The organism is Ruegeria sp. CDSC054, assembly GCF_059610645.1.
This window is the reverse complement of record NZ_JBXWOA010000003.1, coordinates 65,667-84,736: the sequence shown is the minus strand read 5'-3', so window position 1 is coordinate 84,736 and position 19,070 is coordinate 65,667. Positions and strand designations below refer to the sequence as shown.

The 19,070-nt window shown below is 54.9% G+C and carries 20 protein-coding genes, 1 tRNA gene and 1 pseudogene; 12 read left to right on the top strand and 10 right to left on the bottom strand.

Features of this window, described 5'->3' with window-relative positions; translation table 11 throughout:
* Positions 1-761 precede the first annotated feature (761 nt).
* The gene (locus tag AC2FGC_RS08195) at positions 762-1,313 is read left to right on the top strand and encodes a 2OG-Fe(II) oxygenase (RefSeq protein WP_496726894.1); all 552 of its coding nucleotides are present in this window, start codon (positions 762-764) and stop codon (positions 1,311-1,313) included.
* 205 nt (positions 1,314-1,518) lie between these two features.
* On the opposite strand, the gene AC2FGC_RS08190 is transcribed toward AC2FGC_RS08195, so the two are convergent.
* From AC2FGC_RS08190 to AC2FGC_RS08180, 3 genes are all read right to left on the bottom strand, one after another.
* Complete coding sequence (locus AC2FGC_RS08190; RefSeq protein WP_496781940.1) at positions 1,519-1,962, bottom strand: hypothetical protein; 444 nt, start codon at positions 1,960-1,962, stop codon at positions 1,519-1,521.
* A gap of 318 nt (positions 1,963-2,280) precedes the next feature.
* The gene (locus AC2FGC_RS08185; RefSeq protein WP_496726898.1) at positions 2,281-3,273 is read right to left on the bottom strand and encodes an IS30 family transposase; all 993 of its coding nucleotides are present in this window, start codon (positions 3,271-3,273) and stop codon (positions 2,281-2,283) included.
* The gene (locus AC2FGC_RS08180) at positions 3,219-3,920 is read right to left on the bottom strand and encodes an MFS transporter (RefSeq protein ID WP_496781937.1); all 702 of its coding nucleotides are present in this window, start codon (positions 3,918-3,920) and stop codon (positions 3,219-3,221) included. Before AC2FGC_RS08180 ends, AC2FGC_RS08185 begins: the two co-directional genes overlap by 55 nt.
* A 12-nt stretch (positions 3,921-3,932) precedes the next feature.
* Between AC2FGC_RS08180 and AC2FGC_RS08175 the strand changes: the two genes are divergently transcribed.
* Both AC2FGC_RS08175 and AC2FGC_RS08170 read left to right on the top strand, forming a co-directional pair.
* On the top strand, positions 3,933-4,247 hold the full coding sequence (locus AC2FGC_RS08175; RefSeq protein WP_496726900.1) for a hypothetical protein: 315 nt from the start codon (positions 3,933-3,935) through the stop codon (positions 4,245-4,247).
* A 284-nt stretch (positions 4,248-4,531) separates the two neighbouring features.
* Positions 4,532-4,813: an HlyU family transcriptional regulator gene (locus AC2FGC_RS08170; protein WP_496726901.1), complete on the top strand. Its 282-nt coding sequence runs from the start codon at positions 4,532-4,534 to the stop codon at positions 4,811-4,813.
* Between the two features lie 226 nt (positions 4,814-5,039).
* Here AC2FGC_RS08170 and AC2FGC_RS08165 read toward each other — a convergent pair whose 3' ends face one another.
* From AC2FGC_RS08165 to AC2FGC_RS08150, 4 genes are all read right to left on the bottom strand, one after another.
* Positions 5,040-5,294, bottom strand: a complete 255-nt coding sequence (locus AC2FGC_RS08165; RefSeq protein WP_496781934.1) for an ATP-binding domain-containing protein — start codon at positions 5,292-5,294, stop codon at positions 5,040-5,042.
* Entirely contained in the window at positions 5,251-6,165 is a 915-nt protein-coding gene (locus AC2FGC_RS08160; RefSeq protein ID WP_496781932.1) for an ATP-dependent DNA helicase, read from the bottom strand. Before AC2FGC_RS08160 ends, AC2FGC_RS08165 begins: the two co-directional genes overlap by 44 nt.
* Before the next feature lie 304 nt (positions 6,166-6,469).
* The gene (locus tag AC2FGC_RS08155) at positions 6,470-7,483 is read right to left on the bottom strand and encodes a hypothetical protein (RefSeq protein WP_496726903.1); all 1,014 of its coding nucleotides are present in this window, start codon (positions 7,481-7,483) and stop codon (positions 6,470-6,472) included.
* 94 nt (positions 7,484-7,577) lie between these two features.
* Positions 7,578-8,156 (bottom strand): hypothetical protein, encoded by a 579-nt coding sequence (locus AC2FGC_RS08150; RefSeq protein WP_496726904.1) that lies wholly within the window; start codon positions 8,154-8,156, stop codon positions 7,578-7,580.
* Positions 8,157-8,358: 202 nt separating this feature from the next.
* Between AC2FGC_RS08150 and AC2FGC_RS08145 the strand changes: the two genes are divergently transcribed.
* The 3 genes and pseudogenes from AC2FGC_RS08145 (at position 8,359) to AC2FGC_RS08135 (ending at position 10,172) form a co-directional block, all read left to right on the top strand.
* Positions 8,359-8,634: a DUF3644 domain-containing protein gene (locus tag AC2FGC_RS08145; RefSeq protein ID WP_496781930.1), complete on the top strand. Its 276-nt coding sequence runs from the start codon at positions 8,359-8,361 to the stop codon at positions 8,632-8,634.
* Between the two features lie 351 nt (positions 8,635-8,985).
* Positions 8,986-9,135, top strand: a pseudogene (locus AC2FGC_RS08140) (helix-turn-helix domain-containing protein); the annotation flags it as partial.
* Between the two features lie 17 nt (positions 9,136-9,152).
* Positions 9,153-10,172, top strand: coding sequence for a tyrosine-type recombinase/integrase (locus AC2FGC_RS08135; RefSeq protein ID WP_496726906.1), 1,020 nt, complete (start codon positions 9,153-9,155; stop codon positions 10,170-10,172).
* Between the two features lie 131 nt (positions 10,173-10,303).
* Here the strand turns inward: AC2FGC_RS08135 and AC2FGC_RS08130 are convergent.
* Together AC2FGC_RS08130 and AC2FGC_RS08125 are read right to left on the bottom strand one after the other, a co-directional pair.
* Positions 10,304-10,380 (bottom strand) — tRNA-Pro (locus AC2FGC_RS08130).
* Between the two features lie 94 nt (positions 10,381-10,474).
* Positions 10,475-11,590 (bottom strand): THUMP domain-containing class I SAM-dependent RNA methyltransferase, encoded by a 1,116-nt coding sequence (locus tag AC2FGC_RS08125; RefSeq protein ID WP_496726909.1) that lies wholly within the window; start codon positions 11,588-11,590, stop codon positions 10,475-10,477.
* A gap of 288 nt (positions 11,591-11,878) precedes the next feature.
* Between AC2FGC_RS08125 and AC2FGC_RS08120 the strand changes: the two genes are divergently transcribed.
* The 6 genes from AC2FGC_RS08120 to nqrF are packed head-to-tail and all read left to right on the top strand — an operon-like array spanning position 11,879 to position 17,739.
* The gene (locus tag AC2FGC_RS08120) at positions 11,879-13,222 is read left to right on the top strand and encodes a Na(+)-translocating NADH-quinone reductase subunit A (protein ID WP_496781928.1); all 1,344 of its coding nucleotides are present in this window, start codon (positions 11,879-11,881) and stop codon (positions 13,220-13,222) included.
* A 5-nt stretch (positions 13,223-13,227) separates the two neighbouring features.
* Positions 13,228-14,436: an NADH:ubiquinone reductase (Na(+)-transporting) subunit B gene (locus AC2FGC_RS08115; RefSeq protein WP_496721584.1), complete on the top strand. Its 1,209-nt coding sequence runs from the start codon at positions 13,228-13,230 to the stop codon at positions 14,434-14,436.
* The gene (locus tag AC2FGC_RS08110; RefSeq protein ID WP_058272102.1) at positions 14,429-15,244 is read left to right on the top strand and encodes a Na(+)-translocating NADH-quinone reductase subunit C; all 816 of its coding nucleotides are present in this window, start codon (positions 14,429-14,431) and stop codon (positions 15,242-15,244) included. The genes AC2FGC_RS08115 and AC2FGC_RS08110 overlap by 8 nt, the downstream gene beginning before the upstream one ends.
* On the top strand, positions 15,244-15,897 hold the full coding sequence (locus AC2FGC_RS08105; protein WP_058277140.1) for an NADH:ubiquinone reductase (Na(+)-transporting) subunit D: 654 nt from the start codon (positions 15,244-15,246) through the stop codon (positions 15,895-15,897). Before AC2FGC_RS08110 ends, AC2FGC_RS08105 begins: the two co-directional genes overlap by 1 nt.
* Positions 15,897-16,505 carry an NADH:ubiquinone reductase (Na(+)-transporting) subunit E gene (nqrE, locus tag AC2FGC_RS08100; protein WP_058272100.1) on the top strand — a complete coding sequence of 203 codons (609 nt, stop codon included), beginning with the start codon at positions 15,897-15,899 and terminating at the stop codon, positions 16,503-16,505. The genes AC2FGC_RS08105 and nqrE overlap by 1 nt, the downstream gene beginning before the upstream one ends.
* A gap of 10 nt (positions 16,506-16,515) precedes the next feature.
* The gene (nqrF, locus tag AC2FGC_RS08095; RefSeq protein ID WP_058272099.1) at positions 16,516-17,739 is read left to right on the top strand and encodes an NADH:ubiquinone reductase (Na(+)-transporting) subunit F; all 1,224 of its coding nucleotides are present in this window, start codon (positions 16,516-16,518) and stop codon (positions 17,737-17,739) included.
* Positions 17,740-17,782: 43 nt separating this feature from the next.
* Here the strand turns inward: nqrF and tviB are convergent, their stop codons facing one another.
* Positions 17,783-19,066, bottom strand: a complete 1,284-nt coding sequence (gene tviB / locus AC2FGC_RS08090; protein ID WP_496782191.1) for a Vi polysaccharide biosynthesis UDP-N-acetylglucosamine C-6 dehydrogenase TviB — start codon at positions 19,064-19,066, stop codon at positions 17,783-17,785.
* Positions 19,067-19,070 lie beyond the last annotated feature (4 nt).

Here is a 19,070-nt window from a genome sequence, read left to right as displayed (position 1 = left end):
CCAAAAGACCTTTGCAAACGCATTTTTCTCTCCACGGCCGTCCATCGAGACCAGATCAGTATAAGGAGGTATAAAAGTCTGCCAAATCGAAGGGATTGACATTCAAAGAGACAATATACTGAAAACAAACATCTATTCAGATCGTCGATAACATGGTTGAGAAAAAATCATAAGGTTTTGCACTCCGAAAACGAACATTGATCTCCTAAACTAACGAAGTGGAGGGAAAGGAGGAATCGATGGATAGGCGCTGGGTAAATCGCGTTACCGAACATATAAGGCGTTTCATTGCGTCACAACGGTTCGGGGTCGTGAAGCGCTCGGTAGCAAAACAGCAGGATTTGCAAATCCCACAAGATTGGGGCGATGCCGCCGAGATATGGGACCCGTCCGAATTCGACCCGGAAAAAGAAAACCGGGAACGACGTTTGCGCCCGAGCGATTATGAGTGGGACACAACCGGCGAACTTCCTTGGCGCGGGCACAATCACCGATTCAAAGGAGGCTGAGGGAAATCCAAGGCCTGAACATTGGATATTACAGTCACAGGTGACGCAATACTCGCGTCCCCTGATCCCGCATCGCATACCGTTTGGGATCCGAGCGCACCGAAGAGGAATTCCCGCTCCAGATAGCATGACCGAAAACATTCGAGATTATGGAAAAAAATTACGTCGCTTTCGGCCTCTTAGGTCGAAAACAGCGCAGCGCCTTCTGTGTGTTTTGGCAAAATCCAGTACCAATCAAAAACGGTGTACAGAATGCTGGAAGTTCATTCGATTCCCGGTGCATTTACCGCGCGGGAATGTGAGCAAATTGTTGCTGCATCACAAAAAGCCCCGGCGAACGAGGCTCTGCTTGTCGGGCAATACAAGGATCACAATCTGCGCAGAGCGGATGTGACTTGGCTGGACGACGTCGACGGCTCTGATTGGGTGATGTCACGCCTGATCAATCTGGTTCGTCGCTCCAACACCAGCAAGTTTGCCTTTGATCTTCGCGAGTTCGCGGAAAGCCCGCAGATTGCCTGCTACAAAGGATCAGATGGTGGTCATTTTGCGTGGCATTCCGATATTGGCGACGGGCCCGTTGCCCAAAAAAGAAAGCTGTCTATGGTCGTACAGCTCAGCAAACCCGGGATGTACGACGGCGGTGACTTGGAGATTATGCCGGGCGCTTATGCTGTAACGGCCAGCCGGCATCAGGGGAGCGCGACCATCTTTCCAAGCTTTTTGTTGCATCAAGTGACACCGGTTGAGAATGGTGATCGGTATTCGTTGACGGTCTGGGCACATGGCCCGGCGTTTCGCTAACGTTTTCCGTACTCGTTTAATTTAGAGTCCGAGACTACAATGCTAACGATTCCTTTCGTGTAGGAAACAGAGTCGAAAGTGTTAGGCTTGGCTTTAACATATTCGCTGAAATGGCATTTCCTGTAGTCCAACGTATCTGCTAAATCCTGGAATCCGCACGGTACTGACGCCTGAGTTGCTTTGGTCACTCAATGGCTGGCCTCTATTATGTATCCGTCGGTAAGCGACTGGCGACTGATTTCTCATGGACTAAGTTTGGCAGGCTCACCATATCAGAAGCAACTTTGCCAGCTGCCTTTGAAGTACTTTCGACAGATATGCGTGTCTGACCCAACCGGGGGTGCAGCTTACGAGCCAGAACCCACGTCCAAAGCAAACCCGCGCCACCCGCGGCGAACACGCCAGAGAGCGGTGCCACGAGAAGAACCAGCCAGGCGGCACCAAGTGTAATAATACCCGAAACATCGCGAAAGCTCGCGTAAATTGCTGACATCTCAGTTCGTTCGGAAGGTTTGACTGCGAGAAGGAACGGCAAACCTGCGGAAACATCAAGCAAGATCAGGAAAATCGAGCCCATCATTAAGAACGCGATTGTGACTTCAGGGATTCCGAATGGAACTCCAGCAAAAAGAAACAGCAGCCCGGACATGAGGAATCCGGTTCTGACTGCTGCGCGCACCGAACTGCGCTGCATAAACCTAAGCATCAGCGGGGTGCAAAACAGGGCGGCATTGGAAATCGATAAAGCAATCCCTCCAAGCTGGCTGCCTAGCCCGTTCTGAACCGCATAGATGGGCAGATATACGACATAAATCCACCACCCGCAGGAACGAACGACTGCGAATACCCATCCGGCAACCAATCGCGGTTGCGCAAAAAACCTCCCGAAATAGGCGAACGGATTTGCGGGAGCGCATTGGCTTCTGGTGATGAGCAGAAGTCTCAAGGGTCGTTGCGACGGTTCTCGCTATCTCAGCTTCATGAGTTCATCTCTGAATGCCTCGGTTGGAGTTTGCCATCCGAGGCACTTTCTCGGGGTTCCGTTCAGGCGGTCGCAATTCGCCTTCATTTTGCGATTTGAGAGCGCCGCGAGTTGGGTGTCGCGTGGAAGGTATCGGCGGGCCCGCTTGTTCAGGTTTTCAACCGACCCCTTCTGCCAGGGCGCTTGAGGATCACAGAACCAGCTCTCAGTACCGATGCCCGATTTGAGCCTGCGCCACTCTCGGAATTCAAAACCCCTGTCAAATGTAATCGAGCGTCGTGCTGGTTGGGGCAGGGGTTCCATCACATCCATCAGTTTGTTCATGAAATGCGCTGAACTGCGGTCGTTGTTGCGGAACAGCACAGCAAACCGGGTCTTCCGCTCGACCAACGAGGCGGCATTCATTTTACCCGTGTGGCGCTCGAAGATCATCAGATCGCCTTCCCAATCGCCGAATTCTTCGCGTGTTTTTACGCCTTCCGGGCGCTGGTGAATGGACCGATCCGGCGGGAAAACCTGGCCTCTGGGGCGTCTGGCATAACGCGGTCGGCGTTTCTTACGTCGGCTCGGCAAGTGTCGCGCCAGTTGTTCGGATTGGCCTTCGGGGCTGTAGACATAGGCGTAGATCGTCTCGTGGCTGACCCGGACAGGCTGATCGTCGTAACCGAGGCGGCCCGCGATCTGTTCCGGCGTCCAACCTGCAATCAAACGGTCGATGACATGTGCGCGCAGGTTTTCCAAACGGATCAGCTTTCGCCGCCGAGCGCGTCTGGACTGCGCCGTTCGTTGTGCTTTGACGCCATAGTAGCCACTCAGATGCGACAACTCGGAGTCTTCGAAACGGTTCCGGTTGATCTCTCGATAAACCGTGGACCGATGCCTGCCGATCTCGACCGCAATCTTGCTGACGGGCATCTTTGCATTCAACATGTCCTCAATGGCGCGCCGCTCGTGCAGATCCAATTCCGTGTGTGCCAATTTCCGTTCTCCTTGCTTTTCAGCAAGATAGGGGATTTGTCGCAACGCAGTTTAGAATGTGCCAGCCTGCCGTTTCCGAGGCGCATAACAAGAAAGATGAGAAGCATGACAATCGCTGCACCGGCTGCAATCAGGAACGGTACAGGTTGCCACCATTCGTACAATATCGCGCCAAGTGCAGGGCCAGCCGTCCAACCCAGCGCACTGTAGAAAAGCCGAGATGTCTCAAAACGTCCCAGTTCAATCCTGGCAACATGGTCGAGCACATAGGCGTTGAAGCACACAAATGTCGTCACAACGGCGAAAGTCGTGAGTGCGAGCCCCGCAATAACGGCAGCAGGGGTCGCAACGGTCGTCACAACCGCGCCCGCGACGTACGAAAGAGTGCCGAACACATAGACCCATCTCCTTGGGACAAAACGGATCAGGTAGGGAACCAGAAGACCGATCAAGAGTGAAACTGCGCCAATGGCGAAATAAATTTCGGACACAAATCGCGCATCCTTCAGCGCGTTGTACATCGCTACCGGAAAGACAGAGATCAAAATACCCCTGGCAATCGCCTCTGTACCCGCCAGAATGGCGAATCCCCGCACACTTGGTGCTGGCGCATGGCGAAGCCATTCTGGTATTCGACGTTCATGCATGAGAAGTGCTCAATGGACTGGGAACTAGTCAAACCTGTTTCCTCATTTTTTCTTTCCTGCGAGCGACCCGATGTCGTTTTTGTTAATCGCGTAAGTTACTTAAATTCCGAAACGGAATTTCGTTTTCTCTTTTTGACAACCCGCTTCACTGGCGTTCGATTTTCAACGCTGATTACAGCGAAAGGATTGCTGAACTCTGGCTGGGTTCGCTCAACAGAAAAGCCGCAAACGGGAAAGCACTGCTCGGCCGAAAAACCTACCGCTGCGGATGCGAGCAATTTCGGCAAGAGCAAAAGTCGTGGCTGCAAAAGTCGGTATTGTCCGTGATTTGTGAATTCAGGCTCGCCCAGGCTTTGCTGTCGCAGCGAATGTCGGCAAAGCGGGCTGCGGCTGCAACATCTGAAGGCCTCGCTCAAGGTCGGCATTGGGCCGATCCGCAAATGTGAGATTGGTGCGGAGGAAAGGGTTTTCGCTGTCGATCGGGACGTTTGAGACCACGAACAGAGCGTACTATAAGATCGACGACCAGTGATCTGATAACAGGAGAAGCTACACGCCTGTCTTAAGCGGCGCTAGTCTCCGATCCTAGCAGTACTGAAAGGAGCCGCCCAATGCCCCTCTTTTCTAAACTTTTCGGTGTCAGCGAAAAGTCTGAGCCGGAGCCGGTTTCGTACAAGGGGTTCGAGATTTTCCCCGACCTGATGCCCGAAGGCGGTAAATACCGCCTATTGGCCCGTATCGAAAAGATCATAGACGGAGATCGCAAGACCCATACGGTGATCAGGGCGGATGTCTTTGAAAGCCGGGATCAGGCTGAAAGCTTCAGCATCGCAAAGGCGAAGCAGGTGATTGACGAACAGGGCGGACGCCTTTTCGGCTCAGAAAACCGGTAGCTTGAAGCCCGCTGTGCGATCGGCAGGTACCATGTGAATGGCTTAGTTCGCATGAAGTACGGACGCAAAGCGGGGTGAATTCCACCGATGTCACAGAAATAACCTGTGGATGCGTTCTGGCACCACGAGATTTTGAGATTCAATGCTCCCATGGACATAGCGTCAGGGAGCAACAACATTGGGCAGAAAGTGTCTGCCCAATGTTGCTTCTCGTATGAAAATGCTTCTAAAGGCGTGTGACCAGCGTCACGCTTTCAGAAGCCCGTGTAACGGCGGTATAGAGCCAATTCCTCGCATATTTGTCGAAGATGTGACTTTCGTCCTCTATAATCACGTGGTCCCACTGGCTGCCTTGGGCTTTATGAACTGTCAACGCGTAACCATACTTAAACTGCTGAGAATTTTTCCGTTCCTTGTCCGCCAATCTCTTTTCGTCGTCAGTAAAAAAACTCCGGATGCACACGTACGCGGTAGTTTTCATGATCCGGGAAGTCGCACGATTTCAGTTCCAACAACAAAGTCCCCGAAAACCGGGAATTCTTCGGTTCTGAGACGACCGTGAACATGCCTCCATTGACGATACCAAGGCCATGGTCATTGTGCTGACACACAAGGCGGTCGCCAACCTCAGGCAGGTCGCCGGCGCGCCCCAAGGCCCTGCGGATTTCTTCGTTGTAGTGGAAACGAGTGACGTTCCTACCTGCAAGGAGCTGGTCCGCATCCAATATCTCATCGATCTCAAGACTTCCGTCCGGCACCACACGGCTGTTCCCATAGGCGCCGTATTTCAGCGGTTTTCCTTCACGAATGTCTATCGCCAGTCGTAAGGCCGGGCTGTCCTTGGCCTGACGGTGGATTTCGGTCAGCATGGCGTCAGGCTTGGCGTTGGTGAGATAGCCCTCGCCGGCCACCGGCGGCAGCTGGGCAGGATCACCGAGTGCGAGGATAGGAGCTCCGAATGACATTAAGTCACGCGCTAAGTTTACATCAACCATTGAGCACTCATCGAGCACAATCAAGTCTGCATCCGCTGCTGCACTATCCGGATTGAGGTGGAAACTGAATTTACCAGCCGGTCCCTGCACAACCTTGTAGATCAGACTGTGGATGGTGGAAGCACCTTCACAGCCGTTGCGCTGCATCATCATAGCCGCTTTGCCAGTGAAGGCCGCGTAAACAACCCCTCCATTCAAACCGCTGGCCAGATGTCGCGCGATTGTCGTCTTGCCGGTGCCGGCATATCCGAAGAGCCGGAAGATCTTATGTGTCTTGGCATCGTTCTTCAGCCAGGAGCCTACGCAGTCTAGCGCCGAGATCTGTTGGTCGGACATAGTGAAATTGATAGCATTCATTAGGTTAGGTCTTCTGCAGGTTTTGGGGTTGAGAATTCTGGCCAACGGGCGAGGCTGGCCGAGCGTGTCTTGGGCGTCTTAGGGACAAACCAACCAGACGATTGATGGTCGGCTCTGCGTTCATGGAAATGAATGTGTAATGCCCCCCTTGTGACAGGGTAAACTTCAGGAGGGATGTTCCGGAGAAAGTATATAATTAGGGGGGCATTACATACCCGGAGGGGTTTCTTAATCTCCGGAGGGTGTAACGCTCCCCTAATATTTACTTCTTCTCTCTTACACTATTTCTGACACAAGGGAGCCATTACACGGCAACCTGCAACTTCGTTGCAGCATTGGCCTGAGATCTCGAGGAACGCTGGCGGGCGCGATATTCGTTCACGCGCCTCCGGTTTGCCCGCCTATCGGCCTCGGCAATCGGATCAGCGAAGCCCGTTTCTGAAAGGGTTTTCGAGATGACTGCCTGGCGCGCCAGTTCACATTTTCCACGTTGCGTACAGGACGAGCAAATAGGATTGTCAGACGTGACTACCCCGGGCACACCAAAACAACTCTGGTAGAACTCCTCGCTTGTAGGTGTCTTGAGCTCAACGGGTCTAAGGAAGCCGTTGGCAACGTCTTCTTGTGCTTTGCGTTTAGCACTTTCGACGGCCTTTTCCTCAAGGAAGTTACAATCAACGGCACGGAAATACTGGCGCTCGACCACGTGCCTAGCAACAAACCCGTCTATTGAATATACGCCGCGCCTCACCAAATCGAGCATTTCTTTACGAAATTGACGCTGCGCCGGAAGGCCCAGGTGGGAAAAACACGCGTACTGGGGCATGTCCTTCATCCGGTTCAATTCGAGGCCATGGCGGTCATCACTCCAGAACTCCACTATCTTGGTCAGCCAGACATCGCGTTTCTTCTCGCCAGGCCATAGCTGGTTGGGCTGCGGTGGATATTTGCGTTTACGCGCCGACGCGAACTTGAATGCGAACTCCAAGTAAGCAGGATACGGCAATCCGACCCGATCGGCGTTCAGACGTGCATCATTGAGCTGAGTCAGATCAGAACTCCGTTTGAAAAAGTTCAACTTGAAACCGACCTTAATGTCGGATGCAGCGGTCGCGTCGATGTTCTCGCGATAGTAATTCCTGTACGCTTCGATGTAGGCACGATGAAACTGCTTCGTGGCATCAAAAGGTGTAAGAAAACGATATTCCGGCCATTTGGTCGGCATCACTTCGGCCTCGTGCGCGCGGCATTGTGTCGGTATCAGCGTGAGCATGCGATGAAGCTTGTTTATCCTCAGTTTGTGTTGATCCATTGTCATTTGACATATCTCTTTCGTGCCAGGACCGACCTTGAGGTCGAAATCCCGGTCTTGTCTTTGGGCTTGTGTTGGGTGGGTTGTCGCTAGCGCTAGATCAGACGAGGTGTGTCTCTTCTGAACCGGCGTTCCGGTGCTCACTAGTCCAGTGACCCAGCTTCATGGCGGTGTCGCGCAGCTTGCGATACCGGCGACGGGCCTGCTCGATCATCCGATAGCCCTGCCGGTATTCCGGTGCCTCATAATAACCTAAACGCAGGCCTTCGATTTCGCGCAGTAGATCGCTCGCGCGTTTGTTGAGAAAGCGAGCCTGATCTTTGCGTGAAAGCTTTTGTAGCGATGCTAGAGAGGGCGAAGGCGGTATCCGAGGCGGCAGTAAGGGGGCTTCGCCTACCAATCCTCTGCCGTCAATGTCAGCGGTCGTAGTATGAGTTAAATCAAACTGCTCAAGAATCTCTACCAGATTATTCGCCACACCTAGAAGGCAGGCGGTAAGTTCCGGTGCATCCTTTTCGCCACTAAGTTCATCTGCCATCGTTTTCAGCAAGAAAAACACAGTGCCCTTGTCGATAAATTCGTGATTGGCGCCTGCGATGTTCTTTTTCAGGTTGATGTTGGGAGCAGTCAATTTGCAAACATCTATTGTTCCGCCAAGGCGGTTGGAGGTCGTGTCCATTTTGGACTCCTTTCAAGATTTCAATTGGTGAGACCAGCTGTCGGCCTCTGAATTGACTATAGCAATGCGTCCTTCGACTTGCGGCTTTTAGCGAATTTTTTTGCCTCGAACTTTGTGACACGCCGAAGTGAACATCCGGTGGCGGGTGATCTTTCGTACAAAATGGATCTCTGCCGCGTTTTAAGATTACCCTTCTACTTGAATGGATAATAATGAGGCCATGATCGCTTCTGTTCACCTCTTCAATTCAGCCGGCCCGACCTTCCGTGCCGAATTGTTCATCGTGACGGCCAACATCGCGTGGACATATCTACTCCGCGCTTGGTTAAAAAAGGAGAGGTTCGACTACCGGCAACCGCTGGATCGAACTTGTTCTCGAAGGGTGTGCAGAAAAACAGGACAGCTATCGTTGATGATGATCAGTAGCCGCGTAGTCAAGGCAGCGTGGATGGACACTTCAGCCAAAGGATCATCTTAGTTACGCAGCCTTGTTTTAGTCGGGCGCAGAGGTCGGCGCGGGAAGCCCGCTAGGGAGCGCCGGCTTGAACTTGTAGTCAGTCCCTGGGTTATCGAAATCACTATCGAAAATGGTGGAGAGCGGTACCATCCAAAATTTACTTTCAAAATATATCAATAGCTTATGATTTTTCTCCGATCTACAACGCGCATCCGACGTTGTGCTTGCTATAGACTTATTGATCACACGAAAAAGGAACCTCCCGGCAATGCGTACGCAGATCAGGAATTCGGCGCCCGTGTCCGAAACTTCGATGGCTGAATACCACCCTGGCATCTGGGTTGTGGATATAACCCTCTGGGCGGTTACGTAATGAGTAGTGACGAAGCACTCATCACGATCGAGGAATTCGCGGCCGCCTTACATCGCACGATCACCCCCAGAACGGTTCGGACCATGATACACCAGGGCGAGATCCACGCGGTTCGCCTCGGCAAGCGCTACTACATGACCCACGACGAATTGAAGAGGTTCACAACATGCCCCGTAAACGCAAACCGGCCCGGCTCTTCCAGCGCAAGGACGATGGCGCCTGGGTCGTCCTCGACGGAGGGCAGCAGATCCGGACAGGCTTTGGTGATGGATTTCATGAGGCAGCGGAAGAAGTCCTGAGCAATTACATCGCCAGCAAGAAGCAGCAAGATGATCGCGTCCGCGACCCGAGCGAGATCACCGTCGGCGAAGTTTTGGTGCATTACGGCGAGGCTAAGGTAAAGGTGGTCCGCGACGGGGACCGCCTGCTCTACACGATACAGGCACTGTCGCCCTACTGGAGCGACCTCAAGGTGTCCCAGATCGACATCGACAGGTGCCGGGGCTACACGGCCTGGAGACGGTGCGCGGCATGGACCGTCCGGCGCGAGATGAACACACTGAATGCCGCTGTCAAATACGCCCTGGCGTCGCGCAAGATCAGCCATGCACCGATCGTGACCCTGCCTGAGAAGGGAGTTGCCAATGACCGCTGGCTGACCGAGGAGGAGATCCAGCGTCTGCTGGAGACCTCTGCTTCTCACGTCCAGCGGTTCATCAAGATCGCGCTATACACCGGACGTCGGAAGACCGCGATCACGCGGCTGAAGTGGATGCCTTCCCTTGATAGCGGCTGGGTCGATCTTGACAGCGGGGTGATCCATTTCCTTGGCAAGGCCGAGGCCGAGACCAAGAAGCGTAAGGGAATGGTCAAGATGCCTGGCACGCTCCACGCGGAGATGAAGACCTGGGCCCAGGAGGGGAGCCACGTGGTGTCGCTTAAGGGGGCGCCGATAAATCGGATCGACAAGGCCTTTCGTGCGGCTGTCCAGCGGGCCGGTCTTAAGGACGTGACGCCGCACACCCTAAAGCACACTGCGGTTACCTGGGCGTTCATGCACGGCATGACGCTGGAGAACGCCACGGCCTATTTTGCAACCTCGCGCGAGACCTTGGAAAACGTCTATCGGTCCTACAGCCCAGATGCGCTTAAGAACGCAGCGGGAATTATGGACTGGAAGATATGAAGTGCTAATTCGGTAGTTGGTGGATGCCGGTAGTGAACGAACTGAGCACATCTATCGAACGAAACGTTGCGGATATCGTTGCGACGATTCCTCTCAAAACAACAAAGGCGCCCTCAGGTGCCTTGTTTTGTTGGTCGGAGTGAGAGGATTCGAACCTCCGACCCCTGCCTCCCGAAGACAGTGCTCTACCAGGCTGAGCTACACTCCGACCGTGGCGCGTGATCTATACTCGCATTTTTGGATGTGCAAGGGGGTTTCCGTCCCGTTTGTGCGAATTGCCTTCGTCGTTTCCCTACATCAGGTCAGTCCAGCACACCGGTTCGATACAGTCGGATTTTGGTGCCGCCGTGGTCCACAATTGGCCCCGGGGGCAACAGCGGCAGACGGGTTGATCGAGCTAGGCCTGCGTTGCTTGTCACGATACCAACACGCCAGCCCTTGAACTTGGTTTGCAGTACCTTGCCCAAGCTGCCGTAAACGGATCGCAGGCGTTTTTCATCCCCGATCCGGGCACCATAGGGTGGATTGACAATAACAAGACCCGCAGAATCTGACGGGGGTTTTATGTCGCTGACCGAGCGCGTTTGAAACATGGTGAGATCGGCAACCCCGGCGCGGTCAGCATTTTTGGTCGAGGCCTCAATCGCTCCGCTATTGCGGTCCGAGCCATAGAAAACCACGTCCGGTTTGGCCGTAGGCTGCTGTTGGCGCATTGAGGACCAGACGTCGGGGTCGAAACTCGGTAGATTTTCAAATGCAAAGCTGCGGGAACGGCCGGGATGCAGCCCCAGCGCGATTTCGGCGGCTTCAATGACAAAGGTGCCAGAGCCGCACATCGGGTCCAGAACTGGCTCGGACCCATCAAATTCACACTCTCGTAGGAACATCGCGGCCATCGTTTCGCGCATCGGCGCTTTGGCGACAGCCGGTTTGTGACCCCGCTTGTGCAATGGCTCGCCGGAACTGTCGATCGAAAATGTGCACAGGTCCTTTTCGATGCGCACCAGGACGCGTACGGCCGCATCAGATGAAACCGGTGCGCCCAGCGTTTCCGAAATTGCCACTTCGATACGTTGCCGGGCGGCCCCTGCATGGTAGATTCGGGACTTGCGACTTGTCGCTTCGACTTTGACCGGCACATCGGGGCGCAAAAAATCGGCCCAGGGAAATTTTCGGGCCCGTTTATCCAGTTGTGCCAAATGAACTGCGGGAAACCCGCCCAGTCGCACCAGAACTTTATTCGCGCCACGCAGACACAGGTTCGCGCGCCAGACTTCAGGCCAGCCTCCGCGACAGGTGACGCCGCCGGGTCCGGGCTTTGCATCTGCGAATCCCAGCTCGACCGTTTCGGCATGCAGTGGGGCTTCAAGGCCCGGCGTTGCCACCAGAAAAATCTCAAAATCGTTGTTTGGTTCCATCCCGGGTGCTTACACCGGAAGCGTTGCGGGTGCGATATGCAATTTCAACAGGTCCAAAATGCAGCCCTTCAAGTTAATTTGACAAAATATCGGCAATTTCGGCGGCAACGGGTTTGCGTTTGGCAACATCCCCGCGTAAAGGGACCGTGATCAAAACGAAGCTTGGAATGAAAACAGGTGCCATGCGCCTTTTTTGCTCACAGGCTCCCACATACAGATCGTTTTGTGCCACTATGCAGTGGTGGGAACGATGTGTTGCAGGAAAGAGGCTTGGAAGACAGTAGCGACATGCAAACTTTCAAACTGAAAAAAGGGTTGGAGCTGCCGGTGCAAGGCGCGCCAGAGCAGACGATCCAACCGGGTCCTGAATTCAGGTCTGTCGGGGTTTTGGGGGCTGATTATCTGGGCCTGAAACCGCGCATGCTGGTTCAAGAGGGTGAAGAGGTTCAGCGGGGCACACCGTTGTTTTGCCACAAGGACGTGCCCGAGGCGATGATGGTCGCCCCGCTCAGCGGCAAGATCGTGGCCGTCAACCGTGGTGCGCGTCGGGTGTTGCAGAGTGTCGTGATCGAAGTCTCGGACGTCAACGACACAGGTCTGGATTTCTCGGCTGTGGGCAATGCCGATACCGCCGATGGCGTGACCGAACGTCTATGTGCGGCTGGCCTGTGGACCGCTTTCCGCACGCGGCCCTATTCCAAGATGCCCGCACCGGGTACCAAGCCCACGGCAATTTTCGTGACAGCGATGGATAGTGAGCCTCTGGCCGCTGATGCCGCGATCATTATCCAGGATGCAGGTGACGCCTTTGCTGTCGGCCTGAGCGCAGTTGCCAGGCTGACCGAGGGCAAGACGTATCTGTGCCAAAATGAGGGCGCCGACATTCCGGGCGCCGACATTCCGGGTGTTGAAGCCGCAGCATTTTCCGGACCGCACCCCGCAGGTCTGGCTGGAACGCACATCCACTTCCTTGAGCCGCTGGCCGGTGAGAAACAGGTTTGGACGATCGGCTATCAGGACGTGATCGCGATTGGTCGCCTGATGCAGACGGGTCATCTGGACCCCAACATCGTGGTTGCCCTGTCAGGCCCCGGCGCGCGCCAGCCCCGGCTGATCCGCACTGTCATGGGGGCATCGACTGATGATCTGACCCGCGACGAAATCAATGTGGACGGGACTGCCCGTGTGATCTCAGGCTCGATCCTGTCGGGCCGCCATGCAGAGGGGCCACAAGCCTACCTGGGCCGTTTCGCGCGCCAGATCAGCATCATTCGCGAAGACCATGATCAGCATACGTTGGGCTGGATTCTTCCGATGCCGTCGAAATACGCGGTTCAGCCAGTTCTCGGCTCGGCCTTTGCCAAGAAGCTGTTTGCATTCACGTCCAATCTGAATGGTGGCCGCCGTGCAATGGTGCCGACCGGTACGTTCGAACAGCTGATGCCGCAGGACTATTTGCCGACGCAATTGCTACGCGCTTTGCTGGTAATGGACACCGATACTGCACAGGCGCTAGGTGCGCTGGAGCTGGACGAAGAGGACCTTGGCCTTATCGGCTTTGCCTGTCCGGCGAAATATGAATATGGGCTGGCGCTGCGCGATTGCCTTACAAAGATTGAAAAGGAGGGCTGATCCGAATGGGTTTGCGCAACTTCTTTGACCGGATCGAGCCGAACTTTACCAAAGGCGGCAAGTACGAGAAGTATTTCCCCATCTACGAGATGGTCGAAAGCTTCATCTACACTCCGAAAACCGTAACCTCCGTTGCACCCCATGCGCGGTCCTATGTGGATATGAAGCGGATCATGACCTATGTCGTGATCGCCACGATCCCCTGTATCCTGTGGGGAATGTACAATACCGGCTTTCAGGCAAACTCGGCCATTGCCGCGCTTGGACCCGATTCAGCCACTGGCTGGCGGATCGCCATCCTGCAGATGTTCGGCATCTCACTGAACCCCGCCAGCATCTTTGCCAATGTGATGCACGGGATGATGTATTTCCTGCCAATTTACATCGTCACCCTGGTTGCGGGTGGTATCTTTGAGGTCATCTTTGCGACTGTTCGCGGCCATGAGGTGAACGAGGGTTTTCTCGTTACTTCAATGCTTTACACGCTGATCATGCCCGCATCCACACCGCTTTGGCAGGTTGCGTTGGGCATCATCTTCGGGGTGGTGATCGGCAAAGAAGTCTTTGGCGGTACTGGCAAGAACTTCCTGAACCCAGCACTTGTTGGTCGTGCGTTCCTGTACTTTGCCTACCCGGCGAACATGTCGGGTGACACGGTCTGGACGCCGGTTGATGGCTTTTCAGGCGCGACGGCGCTGTCGGTATCCGCATCGGAAGGATATCAGGCGTTGGCCACTGAGGGGCTGACATGGTGGAATGCGTTTCTGGGTCAGATGCAGGGCAGCTTTGGTGAGACATCAACGCTGGCCTGTATGATCGGCCTGGCATTCCTGCTGACGACCCGCATCGCCAATTTCCGACTGATTGTCGGCTGTCTGGCTGGGACCATAGGTCTGACGCTGCTGTTCAACCTCATTGGGTCGGATACCAACCCGATGTTTGCGATGCCATGGTACTGGCACGTCGTCGTCGGCGGTTACGCTTTCGGTCTGGCTTTCATGGTGACCGAGCCCGTTTCAGCCAGCCATACCAACATGGGCCGTTATATCTACGGTGCTCTGATCGGTATCATGGTTGTGTTGATCCGTGTGGTGAACCCCGCTTTCCCCGAAGGCATGATGCTGGCAATCCTGTTCGGTAACGTCTTTGCACCGCTGATCGACTACTTCGTCGTTCAGGCAAACATCAAACGGAGGGCGCGTCGCCATGTCTGATACGCAATCCCCAGAACCCAAGGGCGCGATTGCCAAGTTTCTGGCGGCCTCGCCGGACTCGGTCGGTAAAACGATCTTTATCGCCGTCGCCGTTTGTCTGGTGGCCTCGATGGTTGTATCAGCCGCAGCCGTTAGCCTGCGCCCGGTCCAGGAAGCCAACGCGCTGAAGGACAAGCAGATCAACGTTCTGCAGGTAGCTGGTGTTTATGAACCCGGCACCGACGTGTCTGAGGCGTTCGCCGCATTCGAGCCGCACGTTGTTGAACTTTCGACGGGTGAGTTCGTCGACGACCAGTTCGATCCCGCAACATTCGACGACCTGGCCGCCGCAAGCGATCCAGAGCTGAGCGTCGCGCTGGACGATGACCCGGCTGGTATTGGTCGCAAGGCGTTGTACCGTGTTGTCTACCTGCTGCGCGACGAATCCGGCGAGTTGGACAAGGTGATCCTGCCGCTGCACGGCTATGGTCTGTGGTCGACGCTTTATGGCTTTATCGCGCTGGAAAACAACGGCAACGATATCTACGGCCTTCAATTCTATCAGCACGGCGAAACCCCCGGTCTTGGCGCCGAGGTGGACAATCCGCGTTGGAAAGCGTTGTGGAACGGCAAGAAGCTGCGGGATGATGCCGGTGATCTGCAGATCACAGTATCCAAGTCGCAACCTGCCGCTGGCCCCGACTTTTATGTAGATGCGCTGGCCGGTGCCACGCTGACCTCGGTTGGTGTTGATAACCTAGTGAAATTCTGGATGGGTGATGCGGGCTTCGCTCCGTTCCTGGCCAAACTGCAAGCAGGAGAGTTCTGATGTCCCAGACCAAGAGAGAGATGCTGGTCGACCCGCTTGTCGACAACAACCCGATCACACTGCAGGTGCTGGGTATCTGTTCGGCGCTGGCGGTGACCTCTTCGCTGCAGGTGTCCTTCGTGATGGCGCTGGCGGTTACCTTCGTGACCTCGTTCTCGTCCTTCTTCATCTCCTGCCTACGCAACCAGATCCCGGGCTCGATCCGGATCATCGTACAGATGGTGATCATCGCGTCGCTGGTGATCCTGGTGGATCAGGTTCTCAAGGCTTACGCCTTTGAGATTTCCAAAACCTTGTCGGTTTTTGTCGGCCTGATCATCACCAACTGTATCGTGATGGGCCGCGCCGAAGCATTTGCGATGAAGAACCCGCCCGTCGCGTCCTTCATTGACGGCCTGGGCAACGGAATGGGCTACGGTCTGATCCTGCTGCTTGTTGGCTTCATTCGCGAACTGTTCGGCAACGGGTCGCTGTTTGGCGTCACCATTCTGCAGACCGTCAACAATGGTGGCTGGTACGTGCCCAACGGCATGCTGCTGCTGCCGCCGTCCGCGTTCTTTATCATCGGTCTGATCATCTGGGCCTTCCGCACATGGAAGCCGAACCAGGTCGAAGAACGTGAATACAAAATTCAGCAGGTAGAGGCCCACTGATGGAAGGTCTGATTTCACTGGCCGTGAAGGCCATCTTTGTTGAAAACCTCGCACTCAGCTTCTTCCTCGGGATGTGTACATTCATCGCCGTATCCAAGAAGATCTCGACCGCGCTGGGTCTGGGCATCTCGGTCATGGTCGTTCAGGCGATCACCGTTCCCACGAACAACCTGCTGCTCAGTTATCTGCTGAAGCCCGGTGCGTTGGCCTGGGCGGGTTTCCCTGATGTGGACCTGACCTTCCTTGGTCTGATCTCCTACATTGGCGTGATCGCGGCGATGGTCCAGATCCTTGAGATGGTTCTGGATAAGTACTTCCCGCCGCTCTACAACGCGCTGGGGATCTTCCTGCCGCTTATCACAGTGAACTGCGCCATTCTGGGGGGATCGCTGTTTATGGTCGAGCGTGACTATAACTTTGCCGAAGCAGCCACTTATGGTGTGTCTTCGGGCTTTGGCTGGGCACTGGCGATCACCGCTATGGCGGGTGTTCGTGAAAAGCTGAAGTACTCGGATATTCCGGATGGTCTGCAGGGTCTTGGCATCACCTTCATCACCGCGGGACTGATGGCGATGGCCTTCATGTCTTTCTCGGGCGTGAAGCTGTAAGGAGGGACGAATGGAAACTTTTAGCCTGGGCGTCGTCCTTTTCACCCTGATCGTTGTCGCTCTGGTGGCTCTCATCATGGCCGCCCGTTCGAAGCTGGTATCGACCGGCGATGTGAACATCACAATCAACGGTGAAAAAACCATTTCCGTTCCTGCAGGTGGCAAACTGCTGCAAACATTGGCGGCTGAGAAGCTGTTCGTGCCGTCCGCTTGTGGCGGTGGTGGCACCTGTGCGCAGTGCCGTGTGCGCGTGCATTCAGGTGGCGGTTCGATTCTGCCGACTGAAGAAAGCCATATCACCAAGCGCGAAGCCTCTTGCGGCGACCGCCTGTCCTGTCAGGTTGCGGTCAAGCAGGACATGGACATCGAAGTTCCTGAAGAGGTCTTTGGTGTCAAGAAATGGGAATGCACGGTTCGCTCGAACGAAAACGTGGCAACCTTCATCAAAGCGCTGACGCTGGATTTGCCCGAGGGCGAGGACGTGAATTTCCGCGCTGGCGGATACATCCAGATCGAAGCCCCTGCGCATGCGTTGAAATACACTGATTTCGACGTAGAAGAAGAATACCGCGAAGATTGGGACCGCTTCAATCTGTGGCAGTATGAATCGGTTGTGAACGAACCGATCGAACGCGCGTATTCAATGGCCAACTACCCGGACGAAAAAGGCATGATCATGCTGAACGTCCGCGTTGCCTCGCCACCTCCCGGTTCCGAGGGTATCCCAGCGGGTCAGATGTCGTCTTACATCTTTAACCTGAAACCGGGTGATAAGGTCACCATCTCGGGCCCGTTTGGCGAATTCTTTGCCCGCGACACCCAGAAAGAGATGGTCTTTATCGGCGGTGGCGCCGGTATGGCGCCCATGCGCAGTCACATCTTCGACCAGCTCAAGCGTCTGGAAAATCGCGACCGCAAAATCAGCTTCTGGTACGGCGCGCGTTCGAAGAAAGAGATGTTCTTTGTCGAGGACTTCGACACTCTGGCCGAGGAATTCGACAACTTTGAATGGCATGTTGCCCTGTCGGATGCGCAGCCAGAGGACGATTGGAAAGGCTACACCGGCTTTATCCACAATGTTCTGTTCGAAGAATATCTCAAGAACCACCCTGCGCCTGAGGACTGTGAGTTCTATATGTGTGGCCCACCAATCATGAATCAGTCGGTCATCAACATGCTGCTGGATCTGGGCGTGGACCGCGAAGACATCATGCTCGACGATTTCGGCGGGTAAGAAACAAAGAACCGGCGCTTATAGCGCCGGTTTTCTTTTGTGCTCAAAGACGAAGGTCGCTGGACTCTATCGGTAGGACCGACTTAACGTCGAAGACCACGCTTGTGTCTTTTCCATACGCTCTGATTTGCGCGGGTTTGACATCTAGGAATTCCTGATGTGCGACGGCTAAAACGACGCCGTCATAGGCGCGTTCGTTGGGGGTGGCGACAAGGGAAATACCATACTCGGCCAACGCTTCGGCGGCATCGGCGTGCGGGTCGTGCACATCGACCTCAATACCGTAATCCTTAAGTTCGTCTATGATATCGACGACCCTTGTGTTGCGCAGATCCGGGCAGTTTTCCTTAAATGTCAGCCCCATGACCAGCACGCGCGCCGATCCTACGTCAATCCCGACGCGGGTCATCCGCTTTACCAGTTGCGACACGACATAGCCGCCCATGCTGTCGTTCAGGCGTCGCCCGGCCAGAATGATCTGTGGATGATGGCCGACCGCCTCTGCCTTATGTGTCAGGTAATAAGGATCGATGCCGATGCAGTGTCCGCCGACCAGGCCAGGACGGAAGGGCAAAAAATTCCACTTGGTGCCAGCTGCGCGCAAAACGGCATCGGTATCAATGCCCAGGCGTCCAAAAATCATCGCCAATTCATTGACCAGCGCGATGTTCAGGTCGCGTTGGGTGTTTTCGATAACTTTCGCGGCTTCGGCCACGCGGATGCTTTCCGCTTTGTGTGTACCTGCCGCGATAATCCGGCCATAAAGCGCATCTACCAAATCAGCAACTTCGGGTGTCGAGCCCGAGGTCACCTTGCAAATGTCCGAGATCCGATGGCCCTTATCACCGGGGTTAATCCGCTCTGGGCTGTATCCGGCAAAGAAATCCGCGTTGAATGTAAGTCCTGAAACCCGCTCGAGGACAGGCACACAGTCTTCCTCGGTAGCACCTGGATAAACCGTGGACTCGTAAATCACCAAGTCACCCTTTTTCAAAACACGTCCGACCGTCTCGGACGCACTTAGCAAGGGCGACAAATCCGGTTGTTTGCCCGCCGTGATTGGCGTTGGAACCGTCACGATAAAGGTATCACATCCCGCCAGATCGGAAGGTTCCGAAGTAAAGGTCAAACCTGTCGCAGCGTTCAGATCATTGGGTTCAACTTCCTGAGTGCTATCCTGCCCCGCGCGCAACGCGTCAATGCGTTTGGCATTGATATCAAACCCAATGACCGGGCCCACCCCGGCAAACGCCACTGCCAGTGGCAGGCCGACATAACCCAGGCCGATGACGGCGATTTTACGGGAATTGGGGTTTGTTTCGAACATTCGG

Bases quoted from the DNA above. Each gene is read 5' to 3' on its own strand.
- AC2FGC_RS08195 (WP_496726894.1), top strand. From the start codon at position 762: ATGCTGGAAGTTCATTCGATTCCCGGTGCATTTACCGCGCGGGAATGT.
- AC2FGC_RS08190 (WP_496781940.1), bottom strand. From the start codon at position 1,962: ATGTCCGGGCTGCTGTTTCTTTTTGCTGGAGTTCCATTCGGAATCCCT.
- AC2FGC_RS08180 (WP_496781937.1), bottom strand. From the start codon at position 3,920: ATGCATGAACGTCGAATACCAGAATGGCTTCGCCATGCGCCAGCACCA.
- AC2FGC_RS08175 (WP_496726900.1), top strand. From the start codon at position 3,933: ATGGACTGGGAACTAGTCAAACCTGTTTCCTCATTTTTTCTTTCCTGC.
- AC2FGC_RS08170 (WP_496726901.1), top strand. From the start codon at position 4,532: ATGCCCCTCTTTTCTAAACTTTTCGGTGTCAGCGAAAAGTCTGAGCCG.
- AC2FGC_RS08165 (WP_496781934.1), bottom strand. From the start codon at position 5,294: ATGAAAACTACCGCGTACGTGTGCATCCGGAGTTTTTTTACTGACGAC.
- AC2FGC_RS08160 (WP_496781932.1), bottom strand. From the start codon at position 6,165: ATGAATGCTATCAATTTCACTATGTCCGACCAACAGATCTCGGCGCTA.
- AC2FGC_RS08155 (WP_496726903.1), bottom strand. From the start codon at position 7,483: ATGACAATGGATCAACACAAACTGAGGATAAACAAGCTTCATCGCATG.
- AC2FGC_RS08150 (WP_496726904.1), bottom strand. From the start codon at position 8,156: ATGGACACGACCTCCAACCGCCTTGGCGGAACAATAGATGTTTGCAAA.
- AC2FGC_RS08145 (WP_496781930.1), top strand. From the start codon at position 8,359: ATGGATAATAATGAGGCCATGATCGCTTCTGTTCACCTCTTCAATTCA.
- AC2FGC_RS08135 (WP_496726906.1), top strand. From the start codon at position 9,153: ATGCCCCGTAAACGCAAACCGGCCCGGCTCTTCCAGCGCAAGGACGAT.
- AC2FGC_RS08125 (WP_496726909.1), bottom strand. From the start codon at position 11,590: ATGGAACCAAACAACGATTTTGAGATTTTTCTGGTGGCAACGCCGGGC.
- AC2FGC_RS08120 (WP_496781928.1), top strand. From the start codon at position 11,879: ATGCAAACTTTCAAACTGAAAAAAGGGTTGGAGCTGCCGGTGCAAGGC.
- AC2FGC_RS08115 (WP_496721584.1), top strand. From the start codon at position 13,228: ATGGGTTTGCGCAACTTCTTTGACCGGATCGAGCCGAACTTTACCAAA.
- AC2FGC_RS08110 (WP_058272102.1), top strand. From the start codon at position 14,429: ATGTCTGATACGCAATCCCCAGAACCCAAGGGCGCGATTGCCAAGTTT.
- AC2FGC_RS08105 (WP_058277140.1), top strand. From the start codon at position 15,244: ATGTCCCAGACCAAGAGAGAGATGCTGGTCGACCCGCTTGTCGACAAC.
- nqrE (WP_058272100.1), top strand. From the start codon at position 15,897: ATGGAAGGTCTGATTTCACTGGCCGTGAAGGCCATCTTTGTTGAAAAC.
- nqrF (WP_058272099.1), top strand. From the start codon at position 16,516: ATGGAAACTTTTAGCCTGGGCGTCGTCCTTTTCACCCTGATCGTTGTC.
- tviB (WP_496782191.1), bottom strand. From the start codon at position 19,066: ATGTTCGAAACAAACCCCAATTCCCGTAAAATCGCCGTCATCGGCCTG.